The sequence below is a fragment of the Streptomyces sp. NPDC029041 genome, assembly GCF_040637515.1.
In the GTDB taxonomy this organism is placed as follows: domain Bacteria; phylum Actinomycetota; class Actinomycetes; order Streptomycetales; family Streptomycetaceae; genus Streptomyces.
The window spans coordinates 584,406-599,778 of the sequence record NZ_JBEZWO010000002.1 but is presented as its reverse complement, the minus strand read 5'-3'; the positions used below and the strand labels follow the sequence as shown (position 1 = coordinate 599,778).

Sequence of the window (15,373 nt, the reverse complement as noted above, 5' to 3'; positions counted from 1 at the left end):
GGCGGGGAGGTCGGGAGGTGCGGTTCACGGTCGCCACCCCACCCGGTGTTCCGCCAGGTGCGCCAGCACCGCGTGGTTGGCCTCCCAGCCGTCCGGGAACTTCACCACCGTCCCCAGCTGCACCGGCTCCGTCGACGGATAGTCGTCCAGGAGGTCGGTCACACCCGCCCGGCAGACCACGATGCAGGCGTGGCGGTGGCGGGAGGCCAGGACGCAGAGGCGGCCCGTCTCCAGGTGGAAGGCCGTGGCGTCGGGGCGGCCGGAGAGGGGGTGGAGGACCACCGTGACGTCGTACTCGCGGCCCTGCAGCCGGTTCGCCGTGTCCACGACCACATCGGCGACGCCCAGGTCGGCCAGGGCCGCGCGGATCGCGGCCGCCTGGTCCCGGTGGGCCGTGCCGACCGCGATCCGGTCGGCGGTGAGGGGCGAGGGGCCGGAGGAGCGTTCCGAGGTCGCCGTACCCGCCCGGTCCAGCAGGCGTCGTACGACCGTCGCAACCGCCCGGACCGCCTCGGGGTCGGTGCGCGGCGTGTGCCGGGCGGGCAGCTCCAGCAGGCCCCAGCCCGCCTGCGCCGCCTCGTCGATCACCCGGTCGGGACCCGAGCCGTCCGACGGCACACCGAAGGACAAGGTCCGGTCGCCGGGGCCGGTGCCGCTGCGGAACGGCGTGTACGGGTAGAACGCGTCGGAGACCAGGGGCGCCGCGGAGGCCGGAAGCCGCCAGGACACCGGCAGGCGGTGCTGCGGCAGGTCCGGATTGTGCGCGAGCAGCGTCGTCACCGCCGAGGCCGACGGGTCGTACGCCAGGCCCGCCCACTGCTCGCTGCCCACGATCGCGAACGGGTCGAGCTGCCCCGGGTCACCCACGAACAGCGCCCGCTCGAACAGCCCGGCCACGGCCAGCAGCGCGTCCGAGCGCATCTGGTAGGCCTCGTCGACGATCGCGTGCCGCCACGGCTCGTCCACCGTGACGTGCGCCCACTTCGCCGCCGTCGAGATCACCACCGCCAGTCCGGCGAGGTCGGCCGCCTTCGACGACGTGCGGACGTTCGGCAGGTCGTCGAGCACCTTGTCGTACGGGTCGGAGTCGCTGCTGTGCAGCCGTCCCACCGGCAGTTCGGGGCTCTTCTCGGCGAGCCGCAGGACCAGGTCGTCGACCTGGGCGTTGGTCTGCGCGACCACCATCAGGGAGTGGCCCGCCTCGGCGAGCTCCAGGGCCGCCCGGACCACCAGAGTGGACTTGCCCGCACCCGGCGGGGAGTCCACGACGACACCGCGCGCGGTGCCGTGCAGCGTGTCGTGCAGGATCGCGTCGGTGGCCTGGGCCGCGGCGGCCGAGGGGTCGAACACCGTGGTCACAGCACATCCTCCTCGGTCACCGGGTCCGCCGCCTCCAAGGTCGCCTCACCCGGCGGCCCGCCGTGCGTCCACGGCGTCTCCTCCGGGTCGGGCAGCTTCGCGCCGCCCCGCTGCTCGTGCTCGAAGAGCGTGAAGCAGACCCGGTCGCCCTTCTCCGGCACCGACCCCGGCTCGGGCTCCTTGCCGCGGCCCATCTTGTCGAGGACCCGCAGCACGACGTACCCGCCGTCCTCCTCGGCCGCGACGAACTCCGCCGACTGCGGCTTCCCGCCGAGCGACCGGTACACCTTCGTGCGCTCGCCGAGATACGGCCGGTCGTCCGTGCGCACCGTGACCAGGGGGCGGGGGCTGGGCCGCTTGCCCTCGCTGTACGCCATCACGACGTCGGTGACCTCACCCGCGAACGCCTCCCCGGACAGTCGCCGGCCCGCCATCACCAGCGGGTCGTCGAGGGCCTCCTGCGCCTCCAGCCGGGCCTGCTCGCGCTCGCGCGTGGCGAGCTTGTTCGCCGCGGTGACCGCGTCGTCGCGGCGCGGCTGCGGCGGCTCACCGGCCAGCACACGGTCGCGGTGGCCGGTGAACGACCAGCGGTCCCGGGTCCACCGTTCCTCGACCCGCGCCCCTTCGGGCAGCTCCCGCAGCAGATCGAGGCCCCGCCACACCGCGTCCCAGGTGGGCCGGGTGCGGCTGAGCACCAGGTCCCGGATCTCCCGCTCGGCGGCGGTCAGCGCCCCGAGCCGGTCGTCGGCCTCGAGCCCGTCCTCGGCCGCGGCGAGGGCGGTGCGGGCCCGGTCGTACCGCTCGATGGCCGGGGCGAGCAGCTTGTTGTCGAACGCCGGGTCGGTGGCAGGACCGGCCGGCGGGCAGGTCAGCTGCCCCTGCGCGTCCCGCTCCAGCTCGGCCCGCAGCGCCGCCTCGGCACCGGTGCCGCCCTCCGGCGGATCGATCCAGGCGAGCAACGCCCCCAAGTGCTGGTCCTCCAGGCTGGACTGCCCGGTCACCCAGTGCCGACCCAGGACGTCGGTCATCGCCAGCAGCAGCGAGGAGCCGGGCACCCGGGCCCGCTCCCCGAAGTGGGTCAGCCACCGCCCCAGCAGCGGCACCCGCGGCGGCGCCGGATAGGGGGCCTCCGGATCCTGCTCGGCGGTCCGCCGGAACCGCATCGAGCGCCCGAGCAGCCGCACCAGGTCGATGCCCGCCCGGCTCGGCACGATCAGCTGGGGCGCGTCCGCGCACAGGTCGACCTCGACCTTGACGCGCTTGCCCGTCTCCGGGTCGGTCTCGGTGCGCTCGGCGGCCTCCACGGCGTCGGCGTATGTGTCGACGTACGGCAGCACGACGTCGGCCAGTTCGGCCAGGAACGCGAACCTCAGGTCGCGGTCCCGGGGCTGCGGGACGGCCAGCAGACGCGGCGCGTCCCGGTCGGTGCCGACCAGCGCGCCGAGCGGGGCACCGGCCTCACCGGCGGTGGTCAGCGGCACGAACACCAGCGGGCGGTCGCCGAGATGCCGGTGCCGGACGGTGGCGGCGGGCTGCGCACGGCCCGTGCTGACGGCTTCGAGGCGGGCCAGGGTGGAGATCAGCGACACGCCGCCTCCAGTGCCTCGGCGCGCAGGGCGGCCGCGCGCCGCAGCGCGGCCACGGCCGGGTCGTCGGGATCGCCGGCCTCGCCGCGCGCGGCCGCGAGGACGTCCTCGACGGTGGTGAGGCCGCCCAGCTCCGCCCGTACGGGACGCCCGAGCGAGGTCACCGCACCCTCTTGGCGCGAGCGGGTCCGGCAGTGGAAGGCCAGCTCGCACGCGGACAGACACTCGGGCGCGTACGTGGCCGGGACCGATTCCACGGCCGCCGTCAGCGCCTCGGCGGGCAGCTCGGGCGAGAAGCAGGTGCCCTCGGGCAGCGCGTCGGCGATCTCCTCGATGCGGGTCAGCCGGGCCAGCTGGCGGGCCGTCACCGCCCGCTGCTTGCGGATGTCGACGGCGGACGCGGCCGGCTGGTTGGAGAAGTCCCGGGGGCAGACCAGCAGCACCCGGTGCCGCACCCGCGGCGTGGGCACGGTCGCCCCCTCGGCACCGGCGTCTCCCTCCGGCTCCGCACCGCCTTCCGGCTCGGCACCGCCTTCCGGCTCGGCGCCGAGCCGCGTGGCGAGCTCCTCCAGGGCCAGCACGTACACCGCCGCCTGGCGGGCCGCCGCCCCGACCTTCGCCGGGTCCGCCGAACCGTCCAGCAGCGGGAAGGACTTGATCTCCACGACCGTCCAGCTGCCGTCCGGGTGCACCACCACCGCGTCCGGCTCCAGGAACGCCGGGGAGCCCGCCACGTCCAGCGCGAGCATCGGATGGTCCAGCAGCGTCCAGACGCCGGGATGCGCGGTGGCCTCCCGCAGCTCCAGCTCCGTACGGGCGGTACGCCCCCGGGGGCCGGGCGCGGTCAGGTCGGGCACGCGCGCGGCGACGGGCGGCTCGGCGGACCGGTCGAGCTTGTCGTGCACCAGCCGCAGCAGCTCCGCGCCACCGTCGGCCTTGATTTTCGCCTCGAACGCGTTGCCCCGGGTGAGCGCGAACTGCGACTGCCCGAAGGCCGACGGCGAGCCCAGCGCGCTCGCCAGCGCCGCCTTGTTCACCCCCGCGCCGTCGAGGATCGCGCGCCGGGCACAACCGGGGTTGGCGGCCAGCGCCGCCAGAGCGCGCGCGTCCAGTGCCTTCGCGGGTACGTCGGGGCCGCGCAGCTCAGCGAGCCGGTGCCGGAGCGCCGTCCCCCGCGTCCTTGGGGGAGGCACCCGGCTCGGCTCCCGCTCCGAGCCGCGACTCGCGCTGCCGTGGAATTCGCTCACCCGCGGAAGTCTGGCATCCGCCACTGACAATCGAGGAACCCGCGGCGGAAGAGGCAGCGGGGGAGCCCGTGGGAGACGGGGCGGCGGAGTCGGTGATGGAGCCGGTGGGAGAGGTGGCGGCGGAGGCGGTGGTGGAGGCCGCCGCGACCGGGGCCACCGGCCGCACGAACGCCGCCTTGATCCGGTCCGAGGTGCGCATCACGAAGGGTGCCAGCAGCAGTCCGGCGCCCATGACGGCCGCGCCCGCGACCGCGTCGAGGAAGTAGTGGTTGGCGGTGCCCATGACCACGATCGTCGTGATCAGGGGATAGGCGACCGCGGCCGCCTTCGTCGCGCGCGTGCCGCCGTAGCGCCACAGCATCACTCCGCACCACAGCGCCCAGCCCACGTGCAGACTCGGCATCGCCGCGTACTGGTTGGTCATGTTCCCCATGCCGCGCGGCGCGCTCGCCGCGCCTCCCCACCAGCCGTAGGAGCTGTACTGCGCCATCGTGTCCACGAAACCGTGGCTCGCGTCGAGGAGCCGGGGCGGGCACGTCGGCAGCAGTGTGAAGCCGATCAGGCCTATGAGGGTGGACGTCATCAGCCAGGTGCGGGCGGCGCGGTAGCGCACGGCCCGGGAGCGGAAGAGCCACACCAGGACCGCCGGGGTGACGAGATAGTGCAGCGAGGCGTACCAGAAGTCGGCGGGTATGCCTATCCACGCCTCGCGCGTGAAGAAGCGGTTGAGCGGGTGCTCGAAGTTGAGGTACAGCGCCTTCTCGAAGCGCAGGATCGACAGCCCGTTGTCGACGGCGCCGGAGACGTCGCCGCGGGCGAGGAGCCGGCCGGCCGAATAGCACGCGTACACCAGAAGGATCAGCGGCAGCTCGGTCCACCAGCGCAGCCTTGGCGCGGGGGCCGCCTCGGTGCCCGGTGTCTCGGTGTGCGGCATCCGATCGTCCTCCCCCTTCTTCGTCATCACGCGTAACCCGTTCGGCCGTGCCACTGTACGGCGTGGGCGGACGCACCGGGGTGCGCCTCCGGCCTTCGAAGACGCAGAGATCGCCCCCCGGGTTGCCCCCGGCGGGCGTGGGCCATGATGGAGGAGTTCCCCTTGCGTTGTTCTTCCGGAAAGGTTCCCCATGGCCGCGCGCATCCTGCTGGCCCGCCACGGACAGACCGAGTGGTCCCTGTCCGGGAAGCACACGGGCAGGACCGACGTGCCCCTTCTGGAGGAGGGCCGGCGCGGCGCCAAGCTGCTCGGCGAGCGCCTGCACCGGGCGCCGTACGAGGGGCTCGACGGCGTCGAGGTGCGTACCAGCCCGCTGGCACGCGCGCGTGAGACCTGCGAACTGGCCGGCTTCGGTGACCGCGCGCGTACCTGGGACGCACTGCTGGAGTGGGACTACGGGGCGTACGAGGGCATGACCCCGGCGGACATCCAGGCCGTCCGGCCCGGCTGGCTCATCTGGCGCGACGGCGTCCCGGGCGGCGAGTCGCTCACCGAAATCACGGCACGCGCCGACGAGGTGGTCTCCTGGGCCCGCTCCGAGGACCGCGACGTCCTGATCTTCGCCCACGGGCACATCCTGCGCTCCATAGGGGCGCGGTGGCTCGGCCTCCCGATCGACTTCGCGGCCCGGATACGACTGAACCCGACGTCGCTGTCGGTGCTGGGCTGGGCCTACGGAGAACCGGCGATCGAGAGCTGGAACGACCTGGGGCACCTCGCGTAGGTATCAGGCCGTACGCGCCTGGTTCTCAGGCCATGCGCGGCGCCGAGGCGTGCCTGTCCAGGAATGCCGTCACCCCGGTGGCCCGGCGATGCGGCCGCAGCACCCGGGCCGTCGCCGCCAGCATGGTCTGGACGCGCGACGACTGGACCTCCTCCAGCAGATCCAGCACCCGCATCCCCGCCACCGCCGCCTCGTCCGGCCGGCCACCGCGCGCGAGGTCGTCGGCCAGCTCCGCCGTGTACAGGGCGATGTTCCGGGTGAAGTGCGGATCCTGCAGCTCGGCCGCCCGGCGCGCGTGCCGGGCCGCCCGGGGCCAGTCGCCCAGCGTGGACCAGCACTGCGCCTCCAGGCCCTCCAGTTCGGCCTCCCCGTAGAAGCTCATCCACTCGGGGTCCGCGTCCGAGGGGCCCCGCTCGAAGAAGGCCTGCGCCCGGGCCAGTGCCTGTTCGCAGCCGACGCGGTCGGCGAGTCCGGCCCAGCCGCCCGCCTCGCGCAGCGCGAGCAGCGACATCAGCCGGGCCGAGCCCACCGTCCGGGCCACGCGCTGCGCGGCCTGGGCCGCCCGGACCGCCTCGCGCGGCCGGCCCGCGTCGCGCGCGAGGAACGCCGTGTTGCAGAAGGCGTGCGCCTCCAGGCCGGGATCCCCGGTCATCCGGGCGGTCGCCAGGGCCTCCGCGTAGTGCGAGCGGGCGTCGTCGAAGCGCCCCGAGTCGTGGGCCAGCCAGCCCACGGAGATGGCCAGTTCACCGGCGCCCGAGTAGAGCCGGTCGGCCGTCGTCTGGCGGGTCGCCCCGGCGTCCAGCAGGGCGTAGGCGGCACGCAGCGGGGCGGCGGCGCGGCGGTAGAGGCCGTCGGCGCCGTGCCGGTCGTCGAGCAGCCGGATCCGGCGGACGGCTTCTTCCAGGGCGCCCGCGTCGCTCGCCCCGGCGCGGCGCAGGGGGCGGTGCATGGGGTGTTGCGCCGCCGCGGCGTCGCGGGCGAGGCCGACAGGCCCCAGTGAGGCGGCGGCCACCGTAGCGCCTCCGCCGGTCATGAACGCGCGACGTAGCACGTCGCTCTCCTCGTAGGTGTCGTGCGGGTGGTACGGGTCGTACGGGTTCCGCGTTTCATACGGACCGCACTCCCTGCTGGTCTCACTTGTGGCGTTCGCCCGGTTCGCGGTGCGCGGCGGGGGCGCGCCCTCGGTTTCGCGCGCCTGGCGTCCGCGTACCGACGAGCGGGGCGCGAACCCCAGGTCGGTGAGTGTGCGTCCCGGGAACATGTGCAGGAACACCCGTTCGTAGGCGTAGTTGGGACAGCGGATCTCGCCCGCTTCGACCCGGCCGATGTACCGAGCGTCACAGCTGACCTGCTCGCCTATCTCGAGCCCGGCCCGGCGGATCGCCGCGGCGAACTCGGCCGGCGAGCGCTGTCCGCGCAGCCGCCGGAAGGCGAGATTCGGCCGTGGCGGCCGGTTGGATCGAGACGAGGTCACTGTTGACGACGCCATGGCCGGGTCCTCCCGTGCGAACCGTCGAACCATGCCGGACGCGGGTCGACCTGCGGTGAGTCGTCCGCGTGGTCCGCCCGGGTCCGGCGAGCAAGAACGTACCTGCTGTGATGGAGCCGCCACGCTGGGTTTGGCTACAAACCGGATATCTCATACGTGATCTGCCATGAAGTGCCATCCTTTGCGGCTGACTTCCGCCGTAGCCGTTGACGCCTCGCCGCGTTGAACCCCGCGGACCGGGAGGCCCCCGCTCCCGACCGCTCGTCCAAACAGGGGTTCTCGTGGTGGAGGCCGGATGGAGACCAGCCGGATCAGCGATCCTCGTACGCCGCCGGGTGCACCGGCGGCCGGCTGCGATGTGGTGACGGTGCCGGCCCGGCAGGGGCTGGAGGCGGTCGACATCCTGCGCCGGGGACCGGCTGACGCGGTGGGCCCCGTGCTGCACGACGGCGGCGACACCCTGGGCTTCCTGGTGCCGCCGGGGACGGCCGCCGCGTGGGACGTGCCGGGGAGCACCTGCACCAGGACCGACGGACGCGGACGGGCCCTGGCGCCCGAGCCTCCCGTCGAGGGCTCGGACTGGCTGCTGCCACCGGGCGAGGCGGACCTCGCGACCGACCCCGCGGTGCTGCGCGCGGCCCTGGGGGAGGCCGCCCGGATGATCAGGGCGGCGGACAGCTGCCGCTGAGGCCGCCTCACCCACCGTCGAGGCCCCTCGCCCCCGGGCCGGCCGGCGCGTACTCCCCGCTCATCGGCCCACCCCGATAATGACCCCATGGGAAAGTCCAAGAGCGGCCGGCGCAGACAGGCCGGTGCCGAGGCCGTCGTCGAGAGTGTCGACGGCGGGCTCGCCGAGCTCATCCCCGACCGCGAGCGGGCCCGGGCCTGGACGCTGGTGATCGACGGGGCCCCGCAGTCGCACGTCGACCTGGACGACCCGGCGTACCTGTCCTTCGAGTACCAGCGCCGCCTCGGCCACGTGATCGACCTCGTCGCCCCGCCCGGACGGCCCCTGCACGCCGTGCACCTCGGCGGCGGGGCCCTCACCCTCGCGCGCTACGTCGCCGCCACCCGGCCCCGCTCCACCCAGCAGGTCGTCGAACGCGACGGCCCTCTCGTCCAACTGGTGCGCCGCGCACTGCCCTTGGATCCGAACGCGCGCATACGGGTGCGCTCCGCCGACGCCCGCGCGGGCCTCGCCAAGGTGCCGGACGGCTGGGCCGACCTCGTCATCACCGACGTGTTCAGCGGGGCCCGGACGCCCGCCCACCTGACCTCGACCGAGTTCCTCGACGACGTGCGCAGGGCGCTCCGGCCCGGCGGCGTCTACGCCGCCAACCTCGCCGACGGGCCGCCGCTCGCCCACCTGCGCGGCCAGATCGCCACGGCCGCCGCCCGCTTCGAGCACCTCGCGCTGGTCGCGGATCCGGCGGTGCTGCGCGGCAAGCGCTTCGGGAACGCCGTCCTGGTCGCCTCCGACCACCCGCTGCCCGTCGCCGAGCTGACCCGCCTCGCCGCCTCCGATCCGCACCCCGCCCGCGTCGAACACGGCAGGACCCTCACCGACTTCACCGGCGGAGCCGCACCCGTCACGGACCTCGCGGCGGTGGCGTCACCGGCACCACCGCCGTCGGTGTTCGGATGACCGGCCACGGCGGCCCGCAGGCGCGATGACCGGCCACGGCGCTCAACCTGTGCCGACGGCCGCCCACGGCGCTCAACCTGTGCCGACGGCCGCCCACGGCGCTCAGTAGGCCGGATCTCAGAAATCCCGATCTCAGTAGGTCCCGATCTCCACCCGCGGCGGCCCGTCGTGCCAGGTGCAGAACACCGACACCCGGTCCGCGCCCGAGGAGAACTCCACGCGGATCCACGACTCCGTCTTCCACACCTGCATCGACCAGCCCGCCCCGGGCGTCGCCGAGACCAGCGAGGCGGACGTCTTCCCGAGGTCGAAGACCGCCCGGCCGCCGTCGGTGTCGTAGCTCCTGACCCGGCCGGAGGCGGCGGGAGCGGTGGTGCCGGCCGACGGCGTGGGGGAGGGGCTCGGGCCGGCGGACGCCGGAGGCGTGCTCGGCTGCCGCCGCTTGGGCGCAGGTGTCCGTTCCGGCGGCGTGGGCGGCGCCTTCGGCTCCCGTGTGGACGACGTGTCGGCGGCCTTGATGGGCAGGGCGCGCGGCGGGTCGTAGGCCGTGCCCGCCATCACCGTGTGGACACCCCACCACGACAGCGTGACCGCCGCGCCCGTGGCGAGCAGCCAGGCCAGTACGTGTACGAGTCCTCTGCGCATCGCGGGCCATACTGCCTCACGGGTCCCACGCGTGACCCCAAACGGCGTCCTGCCGGGGCCGGTTGTCCCCAGCCGGACAGTTGTCCACAGCCCCGCACCCGGCTGTTCGAGATGGCGTACGGTGCGGCGCATGGCAAGTGTGCTCGTGGTCGAGGACGACCAGTTCGTACGCTCGGCGCTGATCCGCCACCTGACCGACGCCTCGCACACCGTGCGCAGTGTCGGGACGGCACTGGAGGCGCTGCGCGAGGTCGCCCACGTTCGCTTCGACGTGGTGATCCTGGACCTCGGACTGCCCGATCTCGACGGGTCCGAGGCCCTGAAGATGCTGCGCGGGATCACGGACGTACCGGTGATCGTCGCCACCGCCCGGGACGACGAGACGGAGATCGTCCGGCTGCTGAACGCCGGGGCGGACGACTACCTGACCAAGCCCTTCTCGGTGGAGCACCTCTCGGCCCGCATGGCGGCCGTGCTGCGCCGTGCCCGCTCCGGGGCCGCGGAGGCGGAGCCGTCCCCCGCGATCCGGGTCGGCGGCCTGACCGTCGACCCGCTGCGCCGTCAGGCCGAGCTGGACGGCGCGCGACTCGACCTCACCCGCCGTGAGTTCGACCTCCTCGCCTTCCTGGCCCGCCGGCCCGGAGTCGTCGTCCCCCGCAGGGAGCTGCTCGCCGAGGTGTGGCAGCAGTCCTACGGCGACGACCAGACCATCGACGTCCATCTGTCCTGGCTGCGCAGGAAGCTGGGCGAGACGGCTGCCAGCCCGCGCTATCTGCACACCCTTCGGGGTGTCGGCGTGAAGCTGGAACCACCCGGGCCGCCGCGATGAGGTGGGCCCTGGTCAAGGTGTCGCTGGCCGTGACCACCATGGTCGTGGTCGCCTTCGCGGTGCCGCTCGGACTCGTCATCCGCGAGATGGCCCGCGACCGTGCCTTCTCCAACGCCGAGCGGGAGGCCGCCGCCGTCGCCCCGGCCCTGTCCATCACCACCGACCGCGACCAGCTCGAACGGGTCGTCGCCGCCGCCGGTTCCGACGCCGGGATGGCCGTGCACCTCCCCGAGGGGGGCGGCAAGGAAGCCGTCGAACTAGGGCGGCGGCGCGCCGCCGACGAGGACATCGCGGCCGTGCGCAGGCTGGGCCGCGCCTCCACCACGGGCGTCCCCGGCGGCTCGACGCTGCTCCAGCCGGTCGCGCTCAGCACCGGCAAGATCGCGGTCGTCGAGGTCTACGTGCCGGAGTCCGACGTCACCAACGGCGTGGGCACGGCCTGGGCCGTGCTCGCCGCGGTCGGGGTGGCGCTGATCCTCGGCTCGGTCGCGGTCGCCGACCGGCTGGGCGTGCGCATGGTCCGGCCCGCGCAGCGCCTGGTCGAGGGGGCGCACGACCTGGGAGAGGGCCGGCTCGGCGCCCGCGTTCCCGAGGAGGGCCCGAGCGAGCTGCGGCTCGCGGCGGTCGCGTTCAACTCGATGGCCGACCAGGTCGTCCAGCTCCTGGCGAACGAGCGGGAGCTGGCGGCCGACCTGTCCCACCGGCTGCGCACGCCCCTGACCGTGCTGCGGCTCAACACCGCCTCGCTCGGCGAGGGACCGGCCGCCGACCAGACCAGGACCGCGGTCGAGCAGCTGGAGCGCGAGGTCGACACCATCATCCGTACGGCCCGGGAGGCCAAGCCGCAGACGGCCGCGGCCGGTCCGGGCGCCGGATGCGACGCGGCCGAGGTGGTCCGGGAGCGGATGGCGTTCTGGTCGGCGCTCGCCGAGGACGAGGGCCGCAAGTGGCGGGTGGCCGGGGCCGACCGGCCGGTGCGCATACCCGTGGCCCGCGCCGACCTGGCCGCCGCGCTCGACGCACTGCTCGGGAACGTCTTCCGGCACACCGCGGAGGGCACCGCCTTCGCGGTCGACGTGCACAACGGCGACGACGCGGTGATCGTCCTCGTCTCCGACGCGGGCCCGGGCATACCCGACCCCGAGACGGCGATGGCGCGCGGCCGCGGCTCCGGGAGCGACGGCTCCACGGGACTCGGCCTGGACATCGTGCGCCGGCTCGCGGAGTCCACCGGCGGGGACGTACGGATCGGCTCCTCGGTGCTCGGAGGGGCCGAGGTGCGGATCTGGATCCAGCTGGACGGCCGCACCCCGGCCGGCGGCGGGCACCGGCAGATGCGGCGGCGCCGCCCCGGCAGGCTCGCTGCCGTGTACAACCGCTCCCGTTCCCGCTGAGCACCCCCGACACCGCGTCTTCACGGGACGGTCACGTTTCGACAAATGAAGGCGACTGCTCTTGACGCGTGACCGGACATGCGGCTGTCATTGCGCCACCGTGTTCGGTCAAGTTGGTTTCTGGTCGATTGCGACTGGATTTCATGCCACACCCTCATGGCCGGACCCTGCCTTCAGGAGCAGTTCATGCACGACCTCTCTCCCTCCGGTCTGTCCCTCTCGGCTCCCAGCCGCCGCACCCTGCTGCGCGGCATGGGCGGCGCGGCCCTGCTGGGCGCCGGGATACCCCTGCTGAGCGCCTGCGGCGGCAGCGGCTCGTCCGCCGACCCGAAGACGGTCAGTCTCGGCTCCAACTCGTCCGACGCCGTGCCGAAGAAGGCGTTCGCCGAGATCTACGCCGCCTTCACCAAGAAGTCCGGCATCAAGGTCGACGTGAACACCAAGGACCACAACACGTTCCAGGAGCAGATCAACTCCTACCTGCAGGGCACGCCCGACGACGTCTTCACCTGGTTCGCCGGCTACCGCATGCAGTTCTTCGCCTCGAAGAAGCTCGCGTCCCCGATCGACGACGTGTGGCAGAAGATCAGCGGCAACTTCCCCGCGGCGATGCAGAAGCTCAGCAAGGGCGAGGACGGCAAGTACTACTTCGTGCCGCTGTACACGTACCCGTGGGCCGTCTTCTACCGCAAGAGCGTCTTCGCGCAGCACGGCTACCAGGTGCCCACGACCTGGGACGACTTCGTCGCCCTGTGCAAGCGGATGAAGAAGGACGGGCTGGTCCCGATCGCCTTCGGCGACAAGGACGCCTGGCCCGCCATGGGCACCTTCGACCAGATCAACTTCCGCACCAACGGCTACGACTTCCACGTCGAGCTGATGGCCGGCAAGGCCTCCTGGACGGACGCCAAGGTGCGCAAGGTCTTCGACCACTGGACGGAGATCCTGCCCTACCACCAGGAGGGCGCGGTCGGCCGCACCTGGCAGGACGCGGCACAGTCGCTGGTGGCCAAGAAGGCCGGCATGTACCTGCTGGGTACGTTCGTCGGCCAGCAGTTCACCAACAAGGCCGACCTCGACGACCTCGACTTCTTCGCCTTCCCGGAGATCGACCCGCAGTTCGGGCAGGACACCGTCGAGGCGCCCACCGACGGCTTCATGCTCTCCAAGGCCCCGAAGAACCGCGACGGCGCGATCAAGCTCCTGGAGTACCTCGGCACGCCCGAGGCCGAGCAGATCTACCTCAAGGCCGACTCCAGCGTGGTGGCCGCCTCCACCAAGGCCGACACCTCCAGCTACACCGCGCTGCAGAAGAAGAGCTTCGAGATGATCTCCGGCGCGAAGAGCCTCACCCAGTTCATGGACCGCGACTCCCGCCCGGACTTCACGTCCACGGTGATGCAGCCGGCGCTGCAGAACTTCATCCGCAACCCGAAGAACGTCGACAGCATCCTCTCGTCGATCGAACGCCAGAAGAAGACGATCTTCGCCTCCTCCTGATCCAACGGAGACTCGACGACTCGGACCCGACATGACTGCCACCCCCGCGAAGGCTCCGGAGCCGGCCGCCCCGCCGGCTCCGGGGCCCAGCCCCGCGTCCCCGCCCGCCAAGACCCCCCACGGACACCGGCGTCTGCTCACCCGCCGCGACCGCCTCACGCTCGGCCTGATGGCCGGCGTGCCCACGATCCTGCACGTCGCCCTGGTGTGGCTGACGGCCCTCGCCTCGATCGCGCTGGCCTTCACCACCTGGGACGGCATCGGCTTCAGCACCATCAAGTGGGTCGGGCTGCAGAACTTCAGGGAACTGTTCACCAGCAACCCCCAGTTCTGGCCCGCCGTCGAGCACAACGTCATCTGGTTCGTGGCGCTCATCCTGCTGCCCACGCCCTTCGGCCTGTTCCTCGCCGTGCAGCTGGACAAGAAGATCCGCTTCAGCCGCGTCTACCAGACCGCGTTCTTCCTGCCGGTCGTGATGTCGCTGGCGGTCATCGGGTTCGTCTGGCAGCTGATCTACAACCCGGACACGGGCCTGATCAACAGCATCATCGGCGCCAACAAGCCCGGCCACTACATCGACTGGATCGGCGACCCGGACCTCAACCTGTGGGCCATCCTCGTCGCCGCCTCCTGGCGGCACGCCGGCTACATGATGATCCTCTACCTGGCCGGCCTGAAGAGCGTCGACCCCGCCCTGCGCGAGGCGTCCGCCCTCGACGGCGCCAGTGAGTGGCAGACGTTCAAGAACGTCATCTTCCCGACGCTGCGCCCGACCAACACCGTCGTCCTGGTCGTCACGATCATCGAGGCGCTGCGCGCCTTCGACCTGGTCTTCGTCTTCAACAAGGGCGCCCAGGGCACCGAGCTGCTGTCGATCCTGGTGACCAACAACATCATCGGCGAGTCCAGCCGCATCGGATACGGCTCCGCGATCGCCGTCGTCCTGCTGGTGATCTCGCTCGCGGTGATCATCCCGTATCTGATCGCCACCTTCCGGAAGGAGCGGCGCGCATGAGCTCCCACCCGTCGCCCACCACCACCCTGAACGTGGCGCTTCGCGCCGCCCCTTTGAACTCTGGTGCCCCGCGCAAACAGCGCACCCCGCTCCGCCCCGCCCGGATCCTGCTGCACACCTTCCTCGTCGTCACGGCGCTGGCCTGGCTCGCGCCCCTGCTGTGGGCGCTGCTCGCGGCGATGCGGCCGTACGCGGAGACCAGCACCAAGGGCTACGTCTCCTGGCCCGACAAGCTCACCTTCGACAACTTCACCAACGCCTTCCAGCAGTCGGAGATGCTGCACTACTTCGGCAACACACTGCTGATCGCGGTCCCGGCCGTGCTGCTGACGCTGCTGCTGTCGTCGATGGTCGCCTTCTACGTCAGCCGCTTCGACTTCCGGCTCAACCTGTTCCTGCTGCTGGTCTTCACGGCCGGCAACCTGCTGCCCCAGCAGGTCATCATCACCCCGCTGTACCGGCTGTACCTGCTCATCGACCTGCCCGGCATCACCATGAGCGGCAAGCTGTACGACTCCGCGCTCGGCCTGGTGCTGATCCACGTGGCGTTCCAGTCCGGGTTCTGCGCGTTCGTGCTGAGCAACTACATGCGCTCGCTGCCGCACGAGCTCACCGAGGCCGCCCTGGTCGACGGCGCCTCCGTCTGGAGGCTGTACTGGCAGATCGTGCTGCCCCTGTGCAAGCCGGCGATGGCCGCCCTCGCCACCCTGCTCTCCATCTGGATCTACAACGACTTCTTCTGGGCCATCGTCCTGATCTCCACCGGCGAGAACATGCCGATCACCTCGGCGCTGAACAACCTCTCCGGCCAGTACTTCACCGACCCCAACCTCGTCGCAGCCGGCGCCCTGCTCACCGCGATCCCGACCCTGATCGTGTACTTCGCGCTCCAGCGCCAGTTCGTCAGCGGTCTGACCCTGGGCGCCAACAAGGGCTGAGCTCGGCC

General features: G+C 72.6%; 14 protein-coding genes. 8 read left to right on the top strand and 6 right to left on the bottom strand.

The annotated features are described in order from the left end of the window. Window positions 1–24: 24 nt before the first annotated feature. From AB0F04_RS06265 to AB0F04_RS06250, 4 genes are read right to left on the bottom strand one after another with little or no spacing between them, the layout of a single operon-like run. On the bottom strand, window positions 25–1,359 hold the full coding sequence (locus AB0F04_RS06265; RefSeq protein ID WP_362038315.1) for an AAA domain-containing protein: 1,335 nt from the start codon (window positions 1,357–1,359) through the stop codon (window positions 25–27). Then, window positions 1,356–2,948 (bottom strand): hypothetical protein, encoded by a 1,593-nt coding sequence (locus tag AB0F04_RS06260; protein ID WP_362038313.1) that lies wholly within the window; start codon window positions 2,946–2,948, stop codon window positions 1,356–1,358. The genes AB0F04_RS06265 and AB0F04_RS06260 overlap by 4 nt, the downstream gene beginning before the upstream one ends. Further along, complete coding sequence (locus AB0F04_RS06255; protein WP_362038686.1) at window positions 2,939–4,138, bottom strand: hypothetical protein; 1,200 nt, start codon at window positions 4,136–4,138, stop codon at window positions 2,939–2,941. Before AB0F04_RS06255 ends, AB0F04_RS06260 begins: the two co-directional genes overlap by 10 nt. Continuing rightward, the gene (locus AB0F04_RS06250) at window positions 4,089–5,126 is read right to left on the bottom strand and encodes a phosphatase PAP2 family protein (protein WP_362038311.1); all 1,038 of its coding nucleotides are present in this window, start codon (window positions 5,124–5,126) and stop codon (window positions 4,089–4,091) included. The genes AB0F04_RS06255 and AB0F04_RS06250 overlap by 50 nt, the downstream gene beginning before the upstream one ends. A 190-nt stretch (window positions 5,127–5,316) precedes the next feature. Here AB0F04_RS06250 and AB0F04_RS06245 point away from each other — a divergent pair, with 190 nt between their 5' ends. Next, window positions 5,317–5,910 (top strand): histidine phosphatase family protein, encoded by a 594-nt coding sequence (locus tag AB0F04_RS06245; RefSeq protein ID WP_362038309.1) that lies wholly within the window; start codon window positions 5,317–5,319, stop codon window positions 5,908–5,910. Window positions 5,911–5,935: 25 nt separating this feature from the next. Here the strand turns inward: AB0F04_RS06245 and AB0F04_RS06240 are convergent, their stop codons facing one another. Beyond that, on the bottom strand, window positions 5,936–7,399 hold the full coding sequence (locus AB0F04_RS06240; protein ID WP_362038307.1) for a hypothetical protein: 1,464 nt from the start codon (window positions 7,397–7,399) through the stop codon (window positions 5,936–5,938). Between the two features lie 295 nt (window positions 7,400–7,694). On the opposite strand from AB0F04_RS06240, the gene AB0F04_RS06235 reads away from it, so the two are divergent. Continuing rightward, the gene (locus AB0F04_RS06235; RefSeq protein ID WP_362038305.1) at window positions 7,695–8,087 is read left to right on the top strand and encodes a hypothetical protein; all 393 of its coding nucleotides are present in this window, start codon (window positions 7,695–7,697) and stop codon (window positions 8,085–8,087) included. 87 nt (window positions 8,088–8,174) lie between these two features. Beyond that, the gene (locus AB0F04_RS06230) at window positions 8,175–9,044 is read left to right on the top strand and encodes a fused MFS/spermidine synthase (RefSeq protein WP_362038304.1); all 870 of its coding nucleotides are present in this window, start codon (window positions 8,175–8,177) and stop codon (window positions 9,042–9,044) included. Window positions 9,045–9,176: 132 nt separating this feature from the next. Here the strand turns inward: AB0F04_RS06230 and AB0F04_RS06225 are convergent, their stop codons facing one another. Next, the gene (locus tag AB0F04_RS06225) at window positions 9,177–9,689 is read right to left on the bottom strand and encodes a hypothetical protein (protein WP_362038302.1); all 513 of its coding nucleotides are present in this window, start codon (window positions 9,687–9,689) and stop codon (window positions 9,177–9,179) included. Window positions 9,690–9,819: 130 nt separating this feature from the next. Here AB0F04_RS06225 and AB0F04_RS06220 point away from each other — a divergent pair, with 130 nt between their 5' ends. From AB0F04_RS06220 to AB0F04_RS06200, 5 genes are all read left to right on the top strand, one after another. Continuing rightward, window positions 9,820–10,518 carry a response regulator transcription factor gene (locus AB0F04_RS06220; RefSeq protein ID WP_362038300.1) on the top strand — a complete coding sequence of 233 codons (699 nt, stop codon included), beginning with the start codon at window positions 9,820–9,822 and terminating at the stop codon, window positions 10,516–10,518. Then, window positions 10,515–11,912: a HAMP domain-containing sensor histidine kinase gene (locus tag AB0F04_RS06215; protein ID WP_362038298.1), complete on the top strand. Its 1,398-nt coding sequence runs from the start codon at window positions 10,515–10,517 to the stop codon at window positions 11,910–11,912. Before AB0F04_RS06220 ends, AB0F04_RS06215 begins: the two co-directional genes overlap by 4 nt. A 186-nt stretch (window positions 11,913–12,098) precedes the next feature. Next, a complete protein-coding gene (locus AB0F04_RS06210) occupies window positions 12,099–13,412 on the top strand; it encodes an ABC transporter substrate-binding protein (RefSeq protein WP_362038297.1) in 1,314 nt (437 codons plus the stop codon). Window positions 13,413–13,443: 31 nt separating this feature from the next. After that, on the top strand, window positions 13,444–14,427 hold the full coding sequence (locus tag AB0F04_RS06205; RefSeq protein WP_362038295.1) for a sugar ABC transporter permease: 984 nt from the start codon (window positions 13,444–13,446) through the stop codon (window positions 14,425–14,427). Beyond that, window positions 14,424–15,365, top strand: coding sequence for a carbohydrate ABC transporter permease (locus tag AB0F04_RS06200; protein ID WP_362038293.1), 942 nt, complete (start codon window positions 14,424–14,426; stop codon window positions 15,363–15,365). The genes AB0F04_RS06205 and AB0F04_RS06200 overlap by 4 nt, the downstream gene beginning before the upstream one ends. Window positions 15,366–15,373 lie beyond the last annotated feature (8 nt).

Coding starts and splice junctions, on each gene's coding strand:
- AB0F04_RS06240 (WP_362038307.1), bottom strand. CDS start 7,399: ATGGCGTCGTCAACAGTGACCTCGTCTCGATCCAACCGGCCGCCACGG.
- AB0F04_RS06210 (WP_362038297.1), top strand. CDS start 12,099: ATGCACGACCTCTCTCCCTCCGGTCTGTCCCTCTCGGCTCCCAGCCGC.
- AB0F04_RS06215 (WP_362038298.1), top strand. CDS start 10,515: ATGAGGTGGGCCCTGGTCAAGGTGTCGCTGGCCGTGACCACCATGGTC.
- AB0F04_RS06205 (WP_362038295.1), top strand. CDS start 13,444: ATGACTGCCACCCCCGCGAAGGCTCCGGAGCCGGCCGCCCCGCCGGCT.
- AB0F04_RS06200 (WP_362038293.1), top strand. CDS start 14,424: ATGAGCTCCCACCCGTCGCCCACCACCACCCTGAACGTGGCGCTTCGC.
- AB0F04_RS06220 (WP_362038300.1), top strand. CDS start 9,820: ATGGCAAGTGTGCTCGTGGTCGAGGACGACCAGTTCGTACGCTCGGCG.
- AB0F04_RS06245 (WP_362038309.1), top strand. CDS start 5,317: ATGGCCGCGCGCATCCTGCTGGCCCGCCACGGACAGACCGAGTGGTCC.
- AB0F04_RS06225 (WP_362038302.1), bottom strand. CDS start 9,689: ATGCGCAGAGGACTCGTACACGTACTGGCCTGGCTGCTCGCCACGGGC.
- AB0F04_RS06230 (WP_362038304.1), top strand. CDS start 8,175: ATGGGAAAGTCCAAGAGCGGCCGGCGCAGACAGGCCGGTGCCGAGGCC.
- AB0F04_RS06250 (WP_362038311.1), bottom strand. CDS start 5,126: ATGCCGCACACCGAGACACCGGGCACCGAGGCGGCCCCCGCGCCAAGG.
- AB0F04_RS06235 (WP_362038305.1), top strand. CDS start 7,695: ATGGAGACCAGCCGGATCAGCGATCCTCGTACGCCGCCGGGTGCACCG.